The following is a 14,950-nucleotide window of genomic DNA, read 5'->3' as shown; positions in this document are numbered from 1 at the left end:
ATATCCTTCCAAACAATTCGAACGTTCGGACGCAAATAATAATTGTTGTTACTTTGAATCGCTGATAGTGAAAGCGCAGCCAACCGTTTGGATAATATCCTCCAACCTGCTACTGGACTCAAATTCCAAATGGAGACGACGAATCTGCCCCTCCTCTTCTACAAAAATCTCAGTATGGCTGTTAATCATAATCTCAGTGATCGCCGGATTATCCACTAAGGGCTGGAGTACATCCAATCCTCGAAAAGAATCGAACAATCTCTTCACGAGCTCATGTTTCTCCTGTGCTGTTAAATAACGCAGATTTTCGCTGTCCAAAATTGTCCTTTCAATATATTGGGTGAGTTCACGATTTCCAACTGCAGAAGTAACATCTAATCCTGCCCGGATGTCACTGCGAAGTGCCTTAAACATTTCCTCATTCATGTAAACCCTTACCAGTGAATACTTGCGGAAGCGACGGTTCTATAATCTGCTTGCACAGCTGTAAGATCTCCTTTTGGAATTGTGGTGAGTTCAGAAAAAGCTCCTCACGGTGCTGCAGCGTCCAAGATGGGATATACGGAAGTACACCTTCAACGGTAATTCCTTCCGGAGGTGTCCACACCTCTAAACCCTCTGCGGCAAAATTCACGGCAAATCTACTTTTGTCCATCACTTGGCTGGGCATACCAGAATTAGGAGCATTGCAATGGGATAGCCATCTCATGGTCTTATGAATGCTTACCTCGTCATTTCTAACTACCCACAATAGAATTCCGCATTTATGTAACACAGCTTTGGCACGTTCTTCTTCAATACTGCCGGTATCTATTATAACTACGTCAAAATTTCTTTCCGCAACCAACAGCGCCAACAAATCTAGCGTATCCTGCGTAGTCATCTGCAGCATTTCTTTTACATTAATAATTGGCCTAAAAGCAGCACTTCGAAGGTGATCATACCTAATCACGTATTGCCCCAAATCAATCGTATCGGCTCCGCCCTTATCCCGGCTGGCTTTGATTTCATAAAGGAGCCGCTCTAGTCCAGGCGTATTTCCTGCAGGGGGCCGTAAAAATAATCCACTGCTGTCCACACTTTCAAGATTCAAATAAAAGACCGAAAGCCCCAATTCACCTAGCTGCTTAGCCATATTCATAGCTACTGTGGTTTTGCCCGTGTTCCCGCTTGAGGAGACGATACCGAGCAGCAGCGTTTCATCTAATACAGAGGAACCTCTAGCTCGTTTCACTTCACATAGTTGAATAAATGCTCCCAGCAGAGAAGGCAGTGCCTGATATTTCGCAATCATGATGCCTCCAGCCAGGCTTTTAGAACTCCTGCTAAGATAAGCTCCCTCCTCACTCAAAACTGCCCAAGGCACCTTAGTTCTTCCCTCCACAAGCCAAGCCTCGATAAAAGTAACGTCACCTACAACAGCATCCGGCATATCCTCTCCCCTCATAAAATCGATAAAAGCATCCAGCCGACTAAAAGCCGTGATTCGCAGCATTTCTCCATACTCACTATGATGAAGATAGTGTAGCAATGGTTCGATATATTGGCTTTCACGCACTGCGAGTACAATCCTTGCCGCCATAAAACCTCTCTCCTTTCGCAAGAAATTTATAAATATTGTCAAAAAAAAGACAGCAAAAAAGCACCGACAATAACCGTGGATACGGTACATTGAACGGTGCTTCCGTTACTATCCCTTTAATTTACAGCTATAGTAGCATATATATAAGAAGGCAGCAATAAGTTTTTTCGCACATCAAGTGGTTTTTAGACTCTCATCGTATCTTCACGCCAATTCTTGATGGCAGACCGGATATCGGCAGGACTAAGCTTTTCCTTCACCGCCCGCTGACATAGTGCCGGAAACTCTTCATCTCCTGCATACCGAAGCGCAATAATCTGAGCTAATTCAAGCTCTGAATTTAATACTTCACCTGTCAATCGGAAATACCGGAACTGCTCCTCTACCCTCACTACTCGATCCTGATTTTTTGTGGCATAAATTCGAATTCGAGTAATCGCAAATAATAAGCATAGAGATAAACCAAATAATAGCAAGGGCACTGTTAGAGCACCATCATCACGTAACACCTGAACGACATAAATTCCCGACCATACAAATATAATCAGCGCTAGCGGCATAGTTACAAAATGATAAGGCCAATCAAAACGCATAAAACCTTTAGGCTTCCCCTTGTTCATCATTCATCTCCATATTTATATGACTTATATATTGCTTAAAGCTTAGTCTCTCCGGGAATAGCTACGACAAAAGGTTCATTATTCCCCCAGTACAGAGACTGTCCTGAAACTTTAGTAGTTCCATCCGCATTAACCATTCCATAAATAATCTGACTTCCCCAAACACTCGTATAAAAAGAGGCATAGGATGGAGCTAGAACAGGTGCTTTACCATATTCCTTCGCAACTGGGTAACCGAATATCGCGGTAAAATCTTTATTTGTAGCCTCCTTGGACATATCCAGATCAGCTTCCCAAACTACTTTTACAATATTATCCTTGATCTCATAATACTTTACGAAATGTCCATACAATATAAAATAACCATCAGATCTGCCTTCAGGAAAATAATACGTCATAGACAATGCTTCATTATCACCCGTCAATTTGGAGGGTTCTCTTTCTTCAACCGGGAATTGCAGAGCAGCTATGCGGGAAACAACTAAGTCATTACTATTATAATTCTGCACAAGTTTAGCATTGGCCCGTTCCTGAACCCAGACTGTATTCGAAGCAGCATCTACTGTTACTCTCGCTCCAAGAGCCTCCGCAATAAACCGCAGGGGTACCGCTACTCTTCCATCCACTATTTTGGCCGATACATCCAGTTGTACAGCCTCCGAGTTCTTCCAAGCCGTCCGTGAGCCAACCGTAAGCTTAATCTTCATAGAATCTCTAGCAATCGTAGCTTGCTTGGTATTGGCATCCCATTGAATAGAAGTATTCTTGAATCTTTCAAAAGCCTTCAGCGGAACCAGCGTCTTCCCCGACACGATTTGCACACCAACATCCACACTTGAATTGTTCACCATAATGCGAAGCTTGGGGGCAGCTGAGGCCGTACCGATCATACTTAAAGATAACAACATGACTATAAAAAGCAGAAGCCCTTTCCGTTTCACTATTCGTTCACCCCTAGTGATAATATGAAAAAACTGTACCCATTTATAGTTTCATTATAACATTCTCCCAGATTATGGTTTACAAAAATCTCCGTTTGATCTCTGGGGTAGGGAGCATACACTGCTCATCACGTCCGAACCAACGATAGCGGTTCTTAGCTACATACCGATAAAGAGCATTGCGCAATGGGCGTGGTACTAAGATGAACACGTATGCGGCAGGCCAAGGAAATCTCAATTTACGGGCAATTCTTAGCACAGCAGCCGACTCTGTATAATACACTCCGTTCTCCAGTAAAATCACCGTGTTTAATTGTCCAGGCTGAAGTCCGGACTCTTTCATTAGCTTTGCCGCAATCTCATTCTGTAAAGGTGCGAATAGAAATTTAGCCTCGGGGTCACGCGGGATAATGAAACGAACTACCCCCTGGCAAAGATGACACACTCCGTCTATCAACACAATGGACTTACCTTTCATAAGGTTCAGTTCCTCGTTCATGGCTCCCCCTCTGTCTTAAAGGCGTAAATTTCTGCTTTTTTGGGTAAACAAAAACGCGGGATAACCTCCCGCGCCATCAAGTGCCGTTCTTTAATTATTCTGCGATTGCTTTTTCAATCCATTGATCCCCGATCATTTGCCCTTCGAAATCAGCAGTGAATGCCTCCATGCATTTGCAGATGAAATCTTTGCGGCAAATTGGACATGGAGTTTTAAGCAGGCGGCTGATGTTCGTCATTTTCCATTCCGGAAACCGATGATAAAACGCGCGGCACTCCGTTCCATCAGCAAGCTTGATAATGAACTCGTACAATCCTTCCTTATCGTTGCTGCTGGCTTTGGTCACATTCGTAATATTCGGTCTGTAAGACATCTTCATCACCCATTATTTAAATTTTTGGTTGTAAATTGCACACGCAGGCACATTCTCAGATACTTAGACATATTAAAGAATTTTAAGGGTGATGTCAACCAAAGACGCCTAACACGGCAGCTATTTATTACTCTTTTATGATTTACGTCTCTATTTAGCCATTATTTCCATAAAATATATACAGATACATTTAATCAACAATCTTTAATTCAACCTCGATATTACCTCTGGTTGCTTTGGAGTAAGGACAGAATTCGTGAGCCTTCTTCGCCAGTTCCTCTGCTTTGTCGTGTTCAATCCCTGGCAGCTTCACATCCATTCTCACAGCAAGTCTAAAGCCTCCATCGCTGTCATCCTTCCCAATGGACACATTACAAGTGACCTCCACGTCATGGAGTTTCACGCCCTCTTTACGGGCGATATTCGCTAGTGCACTCTCGTAACACGCTCCATAACCAGCCGAGAATAGTTGCTCTGGATTGGTACCGGAACCTCCCGGCCCTCCAAGCTCTTTAGGCATGCTTAGATTATGCTTTAACACGCCATCCGAGGATTCAATGGAGCCTTCACGACCGCCATGGACTGTTGTAGTTGCTGTGTATAATGCTTTCATGAGTCATCTTCTCCTTCATCAAGCTGTATTGGTCATGCTCATACTTTATACTTTAAACAACAGGTATGATTTGAAACGATGATGAGGAATGATTCATAATACTTTCTTATTTGGCTCCAGACCATAAATAGTGTACAATTAAATTGTTAAAAACTTAAATTAGCTATGGAGGTGTCATCCATGAGTATTTATGATTTTGAGGTCAACACTCTTAAGGGTGAAGAGGAATCATTGTCAAAGTACAAGGGTAAAGTACTCCTGGTTGTGAATACTGCCAGCAAATGTGGATTTACTCCCCAGTATAAAGGTCTTCAGGAAGTGTACGAGAAATTCAAGGACCGCGGGTTCGAAGTTTTAGGATTTCCAAGCAATCAATTTGCTGGACAAGAGCCTGGCGAAAGTGATGAAATTGCGGAATACTGCGAGATTAATTATGGGGTAACCTTCCCTATGTTCGAGAAGATTGACGTAAAAGGCGATGAAGCACATCCATTATTCAAATACTTATCCAAAGAAGCCCCTGGTGTCTTAGGCTCAAAAAGCGTGAAATGGAACTTTACGAAGTTTCTGGTTGACCAAGATGGCCGTGTTCTAAAACGGTTTGCTCCTAAGACCACTCCACAGCAGATCGAATCCGATATCTCCAAGCTTTTAAAATAATTCATTAGAAAAAGGATACTCACCACATCACACAGCCCCCTGTTGTTATGCGGTAAAGTATCCTTTTTAACTAGAAAGAACGTCATAATATCGCTATATATCAGCACCCTTTAATCTCTTGGAATATTTTATAATATTGTTGAAATATTTTTGCTGGGAGGGACAATCGGTGACTGTTCAACTGCTTGATATACCCGAACTAAATGTTATTGGCTGGACAAATGTAAACTCATCCGGGGAGCCATACGCGAATCTTTGGGAATATGTTTTTGGCGAGCTGGATATTGATGCAAAATTTGATGCTATACCCACAAAAGTTCAAAGCAGCGGTTGTTATCTCGGTCTATTTCAGAACCGTACATCCGTGCCTAAACTGTGGGAGCATACCGCATGGGATATTGATTTTTTCCTTTGTGTTGAAGTCGAGCAGTTAGATTGTATCCCTGAAGGCCTTGTTCATAAGAAACTTCCTGCGTCTACCTATGCTATATTTACTGCAAAAGGATTCCCTCAGTTGGCTTTTCAACATACCTGGAATTATATACATAATGAATGGCTGCCGGATTCCGGTTATAAGTTCAACCCTGATGGAGTCTTTTACATCCAATACACGGAAAAGTCCGGTCCGGATGATGAAGGATTCGAAGCCAATCTATGCGTGCCGCTTGTAAAGAAGTAGGTTGTGTGATTGAGGATTGAACAAAAAAAGAAGCCTTGCATCGCAAGGCCTCTTTCTTCATTCTGTATGCGGTAGAGAGGACTCGAACCTCCACGGGTATACACCCACTACCCCCTCAAGATAGCGTGTCTGCCATTCCACCACTACCGCGCGGTGTGTAAAACATGAACATAAATTTGTTTGAGGTCAACATTCATTATTATAAATGTACTTTTCTCAAAAGTAAAGATGCAGATTTTAAGATTCTTCGTCGACCATTTTCTGTTTACGATATTCAGCAAAAGCTATATATTCCTTGATAAAATTCTTTTCTGCTGGAAGTAATTCTTCTACTCGGCTTTCCGATAGCTGAACATCACTCAAATCATAGTCTACGCCGCTCTCTCGTACAGTATCCGGTGTATCTTTGCCGAGAATGAGCCAGTCCAGACTAACATGAAAAAAATCACCGATCTCAATCAGCTTATGTGTTCCTGGAGTAGTCTTTCCCCGCTTCCAATCTCCCATATTACCTGTGCTGATATTTAACTGCTCACAGAATGATTTTTTGGTCAAACCTTTCTGCTTAATCAGGTATTCTATACGTTCGTATATGGTCTGCATCGGTGAATCGCCCTCCATCTAAAAACAAATTACTTATTTACGTAATTACCTATTGCAAAATAACGTAAAAAAGTATATAATTAGTATTGTTATGTATTATCCGATTATATCATATGGCTGGAGTGACGATAAGAGGCGACTCAGGTGACAAGTATCTGTTAGAATACCGTCTGGCCCCCTTTGTTAACTTATCATCCTGAATGATCTCTAGGAGGGAGCGGTGACTTTTGTCAAAATGCTTATCATCTTCCATTATCCATTCACTTGAAGCTTTACCGCACAATGCGGTGGTAATCAACAGTCATGGGATTATCCAGTTCACCAACAGCAGGTGGAAGGCCTTTAGTCATGAATATGGTCTTTCTACTAATAAGAAATGGATTGGCGCGTATTACTCAGAGCTCATGCAAGATGTGATTGTCGATCCCGATCAATGGGCCAAGCTTTATGAATCAGTGAAATATATACTCCGCAGAGAGCATCAGGTTTATACTTCCGAATTCTCCATACAAACCGCTAATAAAGGGAAACGAATCTTCCGTTTGGAGATCTACCCATTTCTCTCAGATCCGCACCCAGAAGCCACTTTTATAATTTCACTATATGATGTGGGCCCCTATAAAGAAGAACCTCTTCATCCGGAGATCATAAACCTCCGTTCAACCTTACCATCATCTTTTGAGCTAATCCCAATCTGTGCTTCCTGTAAATGTATTCGTAATCCCAAGGATGAATGGATCACCATTGAACATTTCTTAAAGCATCAGCTTTCTTTGCAATTCACTCATGATATCTGCCCAGACTGCATAAGACAGCTCTATCCCCAGTATGCTGGGGCTTTTAAGAGATGACCTGACGTCACTGAATTTCACTTCTAATCTTATAAAAAAAAGTAAGAAATCCTCTGCGAACAAAGGGTTTCTTACTTTTTATTTGTATGCGGTAGAGAGGACTCGAACCTCCACGGGTATACACCCACTACCCCCTCAAGATAGCGTGTCTGCCATTCCACCACTACCGCATAATATGACCCGTATGGGATTCGAACCCATGTTACCTCCGTGAAAGGGAGGTGTCTTAACCCCTTGACCAACGGGCCATGCTTTACAAGTTATTTTCTTGTCACAACAAAAATGAGTATATCAAACCATAAGAATTTTGACAAGCCTTTTTTTAAAAAAAGTTTAAACTAAAAGAAACGCGCACCAATAAAGGTACGCGCCTCTAATCACAACGCTTATGGGTTTACTTTTGCCTCAAAGGTTTGTACCCCATCTACAAACTTTAGCACCACAGCTGCTTTTACCGGGTCATGCGTTTCATTCATTGTGATTTTACCCGTGGCCAGTTGTAAATCCTTTGTCCCCGCCAGTGCATCCTTCAGCTTCTCAGGTTCTGTGGAATCCGCACGTGTAATCGCGTCTGCCACTAGTTTCACAGCATCATATCCAAGCGCAGCCATCCCATCTGGAACAAGATCACCGTTAGCAGCCTTGAAGGCATCTACGAACGATTTTACTTCTGGCGAGCTATCTTCAGGTGAATAGTGATTGGACATAAACGTATTGTTTAGGGCATCCGCTCCGGCAATCTCAGCCAGCTGAGGTGAATCCCAGCCATCCCCGCCCATAAACGGAACGGTGATCCCCATTTCGCGAGCTTGCTTTACGATTTTGCCGACCTCCTCATAATAGCCTGGAAGATAAATAACATCGGGATTAGCTTCTTTAATACGTGTTAATACGGCTTTAAAATCAGAATCTTTTTGTTGATAGGATTCTTCGCTTAAGATTGAGCCACCGTTCTTAGTAAACGTTGCTTTAAAGAAGGTCTGCAGCCCTTTGGAATAATCGCTTGAAGCATCCGTATAAATAACAGCCGTCTTCGCTTTAAGTGTATCCTTAGCAAAGTTAGCCATTACTTCACCTTGGAAAGGATCAATAAAAGAGGCCCGGAATACCCATTCGTTCAAATCTCCAGTACGTTCATCAACTGTTACTTTGGGATTGGTGGCTGAGGAGCTAACCAGCGGGATGCCTTTTTCTTGAGCAACGGGAACAATTCCGAGTGTATTCGTAGATGTAGTTGCACCTATAATAGCTACAACTTTATTGGTAGTAATTAGCTTTTGCGCTGCGCGTGTCGCCTCTTCCGACTTGGAAGCATTATCCGCTTCAATCAGCTCAAGTTTTTTGCCGAGTATTCCACCTGCGTCATTAATTTCTTTTACCGCCAGCTTTGCCCCTTTGAGTGCAGAATCACCGAAGGAAGCCTGGCCGCCTGTAAGCTCAAGGTCTGCTCCAATCTTGATGGTCCCTCCACCAGCATTCCCACCTTCAGCAGTAGTGTTGTCTGTCTTGTTCCCACAGCCTGCCAGCAATCCACCAGCCAGTAACGCAGTCAGCAATATGGCCCCGATTTTCTTCATCCTCTTCCAGCCTCCCAAAATAAATATTTTATAGGTTCTTTCTGTGATGCTGTTGTGAACTAGCCGATGAATTAATGTCCCAGATAAGCCATTCTGATCTCTTCCGAATCTGCCAATTCCTTGGCATCTCCCTCAAGCACCACTCTGCCCGTCTCAAGAACGTAAGCCCGATGAGCAATTTTTAGCGCCTGATGGGCATTTTGTTCTACAAGAAGTACTGTTGTTCCAGAGGCATTTACTTCCTGGATGATCCGAAAAATATCCTGAACGAGCAATGGAGCAAGCCCCATCGAGGGTTCATCTAATAATAAAAGCTTGGGATGCCCCATCATCGCGCGCCCCATAGCAAGCATCTGCTGCTCCCCGCCGGATAATGTGCCGGCAAGCTGTTTTTTTCTTTCTAAAAGACGCGGGAAGGTGGAGTAAACCTTGGCAAAATCAGCAGCTAAGCTGCCTGAATCCTGTAAAAAAGCTCCTAGCTCCAGATTTTCTTCCACAAACATATTAGCAAATACACGCCTGCCTTCCGGACAATGAATAAGCCCCTGTTTTACGATGGACTGAACACTCTGATTCGTAATAGATTTATCCATGAAATCTATACTGCCTGTTTTGGGTTTCAGCAGTCCCGAAAGCGTCTTAAGCAACGTGGACTTGCCTGCTCCATTTGCGCCGATTAGAGTTACAATCTCGCCTTCTTTTACATTCATACTTAAATCCTTCAAGGCATGAATAGCCCCATAATATACATTGATCCCCTGTACGCTAAGCATGGTCCACTACGCCTCCTGTCCCAAATAGGCTTCTATCACTTTGGGATGATTCCGTATTTCAACGGGCGTACCTTCAGCAATCAACATTCCGCGGTCCAGCACATAAATCCGGTCACACACCCCCATAACCAGGGACATATCGTGCTCGATAAGCAGGATCGTCAACTCAAACTCTTCACGGATCCAGGCAATAAGATTCATTAGATCCCGAGTTTCATTCGGGTTCATCCCTGCGGCTGGTTCATCCAATAGCAAAAGCTTAGGTCCTGCTGCAAGCGCGCGAGCAATTTCCAAACGCCTTTGATTTCCATAGCTAAGATTCCCGGCACATTCAGCACATTGATCGGCAAGATTAAATATTTTGAGAATATCCATAGCCTTTTGCGTAATTTCGTTTTCTTCTACAAAATGCTTAGGCAGACGGAGCATGGAAGTGAACATTGAATGTCTGGCATGCTGGTGAAATGCGATCTTAACGTTATCCAGCACCGTCATAGAAGTAAATAGACGGATATTCTGAAATGTCCGCGCTGCCCCTTTTCGGTTAATCCGATAAGGCTTCATCCCGCCTACTGCCTGATTGCTGAGGATAATATCGCCACTGGAAGGCGGGTATACACCTGTCAGCAAGTTAAAAAGGGTTGTTTTTCCCGCGCCATTAGGTCCGATGAGCCCAATCAACTCGCCTTTATTAATATGGAGAGATACCTCGTTAAGCGCCTTAAGCCCGCCAAATGCACGACTTGCTTGTTGAACATCAAGAAGCACTTCCACTGTTGATGCTGTCACTTGGCTTGACCTCCTTTTTAGACCATTTCAAGAAAGAAAAACCCGTGCTGCCAAGCAGCCCTTTAGGCCGAAAAATCATCATCAGAATTAGAATCGCCGAGTAAATAATCATCCGCAGCTCCGGATATTCCTGAAGCACCGTGAAGAGCACCGTCAGTACAATCGCACCCACGATGGCCCCGCTTGTACTTCCTAGCCCACCTAACACTACCATGACTAGAATTTCGAATGATTTCAGAAAATTAAAGCTGCCAGGATTGATGACGTAGAACTTATGAGCAGAGAGACCACCCGCTATTCCCGCAAATAATGCTCCAAGTGAAAAAGCAATGACTTTGTACAAAGTTGTATTAATCCCCATCGCTTCAGCAGCAATTTCATTCTCCCGAATCGCTATACAAGCCCGGCCGTGAGTGGAACGTATAAAGTTATTGATCACAACAATCGTGACCAGTGTGAACAGAAACATAATCGTCCAAGTCGTTTGATTGGGGATGCCGCTAAGACCTGAAGCTCCGCCCACATATTCTGTATTGAGCAGGACAATCCGGATAATCTCACCAAATCCCAGCGTAGCAATCGCCAGATAGTCTCCATTCAGCCGCAAGGTCGGAATCCCGATAAGTACACCGAAAAATGCAGCAACCAGTCCAGAGATCACTAGCGCCAGCACGAATGGCATCTCAAAGTTTAAAGTTAAAATGGAAGAAACATAAGCACCAATAGACATAAATCCAGCATGCCCGATTGAGAATTGCCCCGTTATCCCATTAATCAGATTCAAAGACACCGCCAGCATGACATTTATACAAATTAGAATTAGCGTAGACTCCATGACATCATCAAATATTCCCGTTGTTAGAAGAACTTGAATGACGATATATAGCATGACAGAAAATACAATGCCTATCCAAAATGACTTGTTTATCTTCTTCATAGGCATCTCCCTACACTTTCTCGCGGACATTTTTACCAAATAGCCCGGATGGTTTAAAGATAATGATTAGGATGAGTACAGCAAATGCCACACCATCACGCCATGAAGAGTATCCCAGAGAAGAAACCTCTGTCTCAACTGTGCCCAGCAGAAGTCCCCCTACCAGAGCACCAGGAATACTGCCAATGCCACCTAGAACGGCAGCCACAAAAGCTTTAAGACCCGGAAGCACCCCCATCATCGGATCCACTGAATTATAAGTCATTCCGAAAATAACGCCTGCTGCTGCCGCAAGTGCAGATCCTATAGCGAAGGTGGCTGAAATGGTCCGATCTACATTAATCCCCATCAACCGTGCTGCTTCCATATCAAAAGAAACGGCCCGCATCGCTTTACCAATCTTTGTTCGGTGCACAATATACTGAAGGATGATCATCAAAATAACCGTCGTCCCCAAGATCATGATTTGATTGGAGTCCACCTGAATCGAGGAACCAAACAAGTTGTATTGCTGCTTATTAAGAATCTCCGGAAATCCTTTAGCCTGAGGACCAAGCACAAACACACCGCTGTATTCCAGCAAAAAAGAAACGCCAATTGCAGTAATCAACACAGCGATTCGTGAAGCTTTTCGTAGAGGTTTGTATGCTAGCCGTTCGATTGACATCCCCAGCAACGCACTGATTGTCATAGAAATCACCAATGAGATAAGTAAGACCAGTATCGGAGGAAGCCCTGCTGAAGCCAAGTACCTGGCACTGAACAATCCAATAAACGACCCAACCATAAACACATCTCCATGGGCGAAATTGATCAATTTAATAATCCCGTAAACCATGGTGTACCCTAGTGCGATCAGAGCATAGATGCTCCCTACAGAAATCCCGTTAATTAACTGTTGAATGAAATACTCCATCGCCGTCCCCCAATCCCCATATTTATTTTTAAAAACACCTTTCTTTAGCTTACATTCATTTTCATCGTTTTATGTCACTTATATTAACACAGTACTATACATGCGTCAGTAAAATTTGAGGTTTTTACTATAATATTCAATATTTTATGTTATATTAAATAACATTTCGAGTTAAACCTTTGGGATGTATAAAGATAGAAAGTGGGTAAAGAGAAGAAAACAGGAGAATTATGGAGATTTTTAAAGTTTGATTTTCAGAGGGGGAGTCTTTAATTTTACCTACAGATTGCATTTAATGATAAATAATATAACATTTGTCTCTTTGGATATGTGTTTTTTGAGTTTATTATGAGTTACTGGTCAAGTTGTTTCTCTATTTTTGCGCAAAAAAAGCTCTGTCCCACACAATAATTCGAGTGAGAGAAAGCTAATTAGGGTGGTCAGTTCCATTCTTTGCACTTCCGTCACGAGTCAATTACTCATCATTTTCTTGTTTAATTCTTTAATCTGCATCATATGATGTAGGTCATGCGATATAAAATCCTTTAAATAGGACTCGAAGGAAAACCTTCCGTCCACATATTTGCCTGAGTATTTTCCCTCCTCAAGACTACTTATACAATCTAATATTAAGTTACGATACTTCACAGTCAATTCTATTAATTCGTCTTTGGTTTTTGTCTTACCATATATAACAGCATCATTATTGAATTGATCGAAATCAATAAGTTGAAGTGTTATCGCTTTATCGCATGCGATCGGTTCGATCGTCGATTCATAGAAGTATTTATCCCATAACAAAATATGACTAACAACATCATGAATGGTCCATTTTCTTTCAGCGATGGGTGTTTTCCAATCTAAATCAATAATTTCTAGAACAAATCCATTCCATTCCTTAAACTGATTTAGCAAATCTGATCTGTTATTCATTGGCACATCTCCTTTTCTGGTAAACATCAAAATTCTAACAAAATCTCTTTAATTCATTCCTATATAGTTCATAGTTCGCTTCATCGAAACATATAAAAATAACCTTATTTATTTCCGACTTATTACCTAGGAAACAGTCGCTAGCATTAGACTCGCGGGGTTGTCCACCTAGCTAACTCTTCTTCAAACCTTTACCTTTATCGAACCAACACCTCGTGGTCCACGGCGTGAACGTATTGTTCGCAGCTATCTAGCTTTTTCGGAGCTACTAATATGTTCTTCAGCATCCAGCTATTTTTTATATATGTAATCGATAAATCCTTGTCGTATCCATTCGCCTTCAAACTTTCTTTCCAGTACTCGATCTTCTTTGTATATTAACTGCAAATCATCAAACATAGAATCCGCCTCATGATAATCATAATAAGAGTGTATTACGAATTCATCGTCTTCCATTTGTTCAAACTGATTATCCCCCAAATCAACTCCATCGCCGACTCTAAAATCCTTTAGGGTTAAAAAATTCACAAATAATAATCCATTAGGTTTTAGAACGCGTTTCATTTCATTTATCGCTTTTTTCACATCTTGTTTTCTCATATGAAAAATAGAGTTATATGAATACACAAAACTCATCGACTCATCACTTAGTGCCAACTGTCTCATGTCGCCTTGTTGTATATTTAGATTCTGTCCTCTTTCAGTTGCGAACTGACTAGCTCTTTTAATTTGTTCGTCATTCATCTCAATACCGTATGTACTGTATCCATAGTTTGCAAACAAACTTAGTGGAGGTGAATCCCCTCCCGCCCCGCAGTCTAATATGTTTTTTTCCATACCACTTTCATTGCATAATGCCAAAAATCTGTACAAGGGGATCTGCTTAAACAGTTCCATTTTGATTCCACTCCTTTGATCATGTAGTTATTGGATTCACTCATAGATCTTTCCCATATAAATTATTTGAGCACATCTCTTCCATGGGTTTTCAGGTTTACTTTATTGAATCCCCGCAGTTCCAAATGTCTCTTTAATAACTTTTTCGTATTCATCCCATTTAAAGCAAAAAGGGCCTATATCAATAGTCTTATTACCGGATTCTAATTTGAAATCTCTCCATATAATAAGATCCTCTTCTCTCTCAATAAATACGGATATAAAGCCACATTCTTCATCGCCACACCAGGGACAGACTAATATTGGGTACCTGTAGTACAAATATTCATGCATTTCGTTTAACAAAAAATAATTAATCATTTTCCTTTGATGCTCTTCACTACCCCACCCGAGCGAAGGAACCCTATCATATTTTTTTAACATTTGGTAAAGAGACCTATCATCAATTATTATGTCGGCAAAAATAGTATTTTTATTTCCCTCTTGATCCGGATCAAAACTATCATATCGGCTTGACGGTTTTGTTTGTATTTGATTTATAGTTTTCATGCTCCTCCTTTAAAATCTTCACACTTATCAAATAAACATTCGATCCCTCCACTCCATTCCCCTTCCAAAATATTGAATTCACCGTTCTCAGAATCGCATATAGCAACCGAAAAATAAATTTACACAACAAAAAAAGAGCTCCCAGAATGGAAGCTCTT

General features: G+C 41.9%; 19 protein-coding genes and 3 tRNA genes. 3 read left to right on the top strand and 19 right to left on the bottom strand.

The window, feature by feature from the left end:
* Window positions 1-48 precede the first annotated feature (48 nt).
* From NSQ91_RS05765 to NSQ91_RS05735, 7 genes are all read right to left on the bottom strand, one after another.
* Window positions 49-426 carry a hypothetical protein gene (locus NSQ91_RS05765; RefSeq protein ID WP_340916833.1) on the bottom strand — a complete coding sequence of 126 codons (378 nt, stop codon included), beginning with the start codon at window positions 424-426 and terminating at the stop codon, window positions 49-51.
* Window positions 419-1,582: a hypothetical protein gene (locus NSQ91_RS05760; protein ID WP_339189933.1), complete on the bottom strand. Its 1,164-nt coding sequence runs from the start codon at window positions 1,580-1,582 to the stop codon at window positions 419-421. The genes NSQ91_RS05765 and NSQ91_RS05760 overlap by 8 nt, the downstream gene beginning before the upstream one ends.
* A 185-nt stretch (window positions 1,583-1,767) precedes the next feature.
* On the bottom strand, window positions 1,768-2,205 hold the full coding sequence (locus tag NSQ91_RS05755; protein ID WP_340916829.1) for a DUF6526 family protein: 438 nt from the start codon (window positions 2,203-2,205) through the stop codon (window positions 1,768-1,770).
* 32 nt (window positions 2,206-2,237) lie between these two features.
* Complete coding sequence (locus NSQ91_RS05750) at window positions 2,238-3,143, bottom strand: copper amine oxidase N-terminal domain-containing protein (protein WP_076304492.1); 906 nt, start codon at window positions 3,141-3,143, stop codon at window positions 2,238-2,240.
* A gap of 79 nt (window positions 3,144-3,222) precedes the next feature.
* Window positions 3,223-3,642: a thiol-disulfide oxidoreductase DCC family protein gene (locus tag NSQ91_RS05745; RefSeq protein ID WP_076308658.1), complete on the bottom strand. Its 420-nt coding sequence runs from the start codon at window positions 3,640-3,642 to the stop codon at window positions 3,223-3,225.
* 94 nt (window positions 3,643-3,736) lie between these two features.
* Window positions 3,737-4,015 (bottom strand): hypothetical protein, encoded by a 279-nt coding sequence (locus tag NSQ91_RS05740; protein ID WP_036681678.1) that lies wholly within the window; start codon window positions 4,013-4,015, stop codon window positions 3,737-3,739.
* Window positions 4,016-4,205: 190 nt separating this feature from the next.
* A complete protein-coding gene (locus NSQ91_RS05735) occupies window positions 4,206-4,628 on the bottom strand; it encodes an organic hydroperoxide resistance protein (protein ID WP_036681676.1) in 423 nt (140 codons plus the stop codon).
* A gap of 180 nt (window positions 4,629-4,808) precedes the next feature.
* On the opposite strand from NSQ91_RS05735, the gene NSQ91_RS05730 reads away from it, so the two are divergent.
* Together NSQ91_RS05730 and NSQ91_RS05725 are read left to right on the top strand one after the other, a co-directional pair.
* Window positions 4,809-5,288, top strand: coding sequence for a glutathione peroxidase (locus NSQ91_RS05730; protein ID WP_038569095.1), 480 nt, complete (start codon window positions 4,809-4,811; stop codon window positions 5,286-5,288).
* A gap of 169 nt (window positions 5,289-5,457) precedes the next feature.
* A complete protein-coding gene (locus NSQ91_RS05725; RefSeq protein ID WP_076280058.1) occupies window positions 5,458-5,967 on the top strand; it encodes a GyrI-like domain-containing protein in 510 nt (169 codons plus the stop codon).
* Between the two features lie 67 nt (window positions 5,968-6,034).
* Here the strand turns inward: NSQ91_RS05725 and NSQ91_RS05720 are convergent.
* Together NSQ91_RS05720 and NSQ91_RS05715 are read right to left on the bottom strand one after the other, a co-directional pair.
* A tRNA-Leu gene (locus tag NSQ91_RS05720) sits at window positions 6,035-6,117 on the bottom strand.
* An 87-nt stretch (window positions 6,118-6,204) separates the two neighbouring features.
* Window positions 6,205-6,570, bottom strand: a complete 366-nt coding sequence (locus NSQ91_RS05715) for a helix-turn-helix domain-containing protein (RefSeq protein ID WP_076282034.1) — start codon at window positions 6,568-6,570, stop codon at window positions 6,205-6,207.
* 227 nt (window positions 6,571-6,797) lie between these two features.
* Here NSQ91_RS05715 and NSQ91_RS05710 point away from each other — a divergent pair, with 227 nt between their 5' ends.
* Window positions 6,798-7,421 carry a hypothetical protein gene (locus NSQ91_RS05710; protein WP_076128220.1) on the top strand — a complete coding sequence of 208 codons (624 nt, stop codon included), beginning with the start codon at window positions 6,798-6,800 and terminating at the stop codon, window positions 7,419-7,421.
* An 87-nt stretch (window positions 7,422-7,508) separates the two neighbouring features.
* Here the strand turns inward: NSQ91_RS05710 and NSQ91_RS05705 are convergent.
* The 10 genes from NSQ91_RS05705 to NSQ91_RS05660 form a co-directional block, all read right to left on the bottom strand.
* Window positions 7,509-7,591 (bottom strand) — tRNA-Leu (locus NSQ91_RS05705).
* 6 nt (window positions 7,592-7,597) lie between these two features.
* A tRNA-Glu gene (locus NSQ91_RS05700) sits at window positions 7,598-7,669 on the bottom strand.
* Between the two features lie 138 nt (window positions 7,670-7,807).
* A complete protein-coding gene (locus tag NSQ91_RS05695; RefSeq protein ID WP_076099058.1) occupies window positions 7,808-8,998 on the bottom strand; it encodes an ABC transporter substrate-binding protein in 1,191 nt (396 codons plus the stop codon).
* Between the two features lie 71 nt (window positions 8,999-9,069).
* Window positions 9,070-9,771, bottom strand: a complete 702-nt coding sequence (locus tag NSQ91_RS05690) for an ABC transporter ATP-binding protein (RefSeq protein ID WP_076128224.1) — start codon at window positions 9,769-9,771, stop codon at window positions 9,070-9,072.
* A 6-nt stretch (window positions 9,772-9,777) separates the two neighbouring features.
* A complete protein-coding gene (locus NSQ91_RS05685) occupies window positions 9,778-10,560 on the bottom strand; it encodes an ABC transporter ATP-binding protein (protein ID WP_076195260.1) in 783 nt (260 codons plus the stop codon).
* Window positions 10,529-11,497, bottom strand: a complete 969-nt coding sequence (locus tag NSQ91_RS05680) for a branched-chain amino acid ABC transporter permease (protein ID WP_076128228.1) — start codon at window positions 11,495-11,497, stop codon at window positions 10,529-10,531. Before NSQ91_RS05680 ends, NSQ91_RS05685 begins: the two co-directional genes overlap by 32 nt.
* 10 nt (window positions 11,498-11,507) lie before the next feature.
* Window positions 11,508-12,335 (bottom strand): branched-chain amino acid ABC transporter permease, encoded by an 828-nt coding sequence (locus NSQ91_RS05675; RefSeq protein ID WP_445670807.1) that lies wholly within the window; start codon window positions 12,333-12,335, stop codon window positions 11,508-11,510.
* A 549-nt stretch (window positions 12,336-12,884) separates the two neighbouring features.
* Entirely contained in the window at window positions 12,885-13,346 is a 462-nt protein-coding gene (locus tag NSQ91_RS05670) for a DinB family protein (RefSeq protein ID WP_340916815.1), read from the bottom strand.
* Window positions 13,347-13,637: 291 nt separating this feature from the next.
* Window positions 13,638-14,243, bottom strand: a complete 606-nt coding sequence (locus NSQ91_RS05665) for a class I SAM-dependent methyltransferase (protein ID WP_076282036.1) — start codon at window positions 14,241-14,243, stop codon at window positions 13,638-13,640.
* Window positions 14,244-14,345: 102 nt separating this feature from the next.
* The gene (locus NSQ91_RS05660) at window positions 14,346-14,792 is read right to left on the bottom strand and encodes an oxidoreductase (protein WP_076220227.1); all 447 of its coding nucleotides are present in this window, start codon (window positions 14,790-14,792) and stop codon (window positions 14,346-14,348) included.
* Window positions 14,793-14,950: the final 158 nt, after the last annotated feature.

Source organism: Paenibacillus sp. FSL R7-0048 (genome assembly GCF_038004505.1).
Lineage (GTDB): Bacteria > Bacillota > Bacilli > Paenibacillales > Paenibacillaceae > Paenibacillus_AQ > Paenibacillus_AQ odorifer.
Note: the sequence above shows the minus strand (reverse complement) of the source record. Positions and strands in the feature narration are given on the sequence as shown.

Bases quoted from the DNA above. Each gene is read 5' to 3' on its own strand.
- NSQ91_RS05765 (WP_340916833.1), bottom strand. From the start codon at position 426: ATGAATGAGGAAATGTTTAAGGCACTTCGCAGTGACATCCGGGCAGGA.
- NSQ91_RS05760 (WP_339189933.1), bottom strand. From the start codon at position 1,582: ATGGCGGCAAGGATTGTACTCGCAGTGCGTGAAAGCCAATATATCGAA.
- NSQ91_RS05755 (WP_340916829.1), bottom strand. From the start codon at position 2,205: ATGATGAACAAGGGGAAGCCTAAAGGTTTTATGCGTTTTGATTGGCCT.
- NSQ91_RS05745 (WP_076308658.1), bottom strand. From the start codon at position 3,642: ATGAACGAGGAACTGAACCTTATGAAAGGTAAGTCCATTGTGTTGATA.
- NSQ91_RS05740 (WP_036681678.1), bottom strand. From the start codon at position 4,015: ATGTCTTACAGACCGAATATTACGAATGTGACCAAAGCCAGCAGCAAC.
- NSQ91_RS05735 (WP_036681676.1), bottom strand. From the start codon at position 4,628: ATGAAAGCATTATACACAGCAACTACAACAGTCCATGGCGGTCGTGAA.
- NSQ91_RS05730 (WP_038569095.1), top strand. From the start codon at position 4,809: ATGAGTATTTATGATTTTGAGGTCAACACTCTTAAGGGTGAAGAGGAA.
- NSQ91_RS05715 (WP_076282034.1), bottom strand. From the start codon at position 6,570: ATGCAGACCATATACGAACGTATAGAATACCTGATTAAGCAGAAAGGT.
- NSQ91_RS05695 (WP_076099058.1), bottom strand. From the start codon at position 8,998: ATGAAGAAAATCGGGGCCATATTGCTGACTGCGTTACTGGCTGGTGGA.
- NSQ91_RS05690 (WP_076128224.1), bottom strand. From the start codon at position 9,771: ATGCTTAGCGTACAGGGGATCAATGTATATTATGGGGCTATTCATGCC.
- NSQ91_RS05680 (WP_076128228.1), bottom strand. From the start codon at position 11,497: ATGAAGAAGATAAACAAGTCATTTTGGATAGGCATTGTATTTTCTGTC.
- NSQ91_RS05675 (WP_445670807.1), bottom strand. From the start codon at position 12,335: ATGGTTTACGGGATTATTAAATTGATCAATTTCGCCCATGGAGATGTG.
- NSQ91_RS05670 (WP_340916815.1), bottom strand. From the start codon at position 13,346: ATGAATAACAGATCAGATTTGCTAAATCAGTTTAAGGAATGGAATGGA.
- NSQ91_RS05665 (WP_076282036.1), bottom strand. From the start codon at position 14,243: ATGGAACTGTTTAAGCAGATCCCCTTGTACAGATTTTTGGCATTATGC.
- NSQ91_RS05660 (WP_076220227.1), bottom strand. From the start codon at position 14,792: ATGAAAACTATAAATCAAATACAAACAAAACCGTCAAGCCGATATGAT.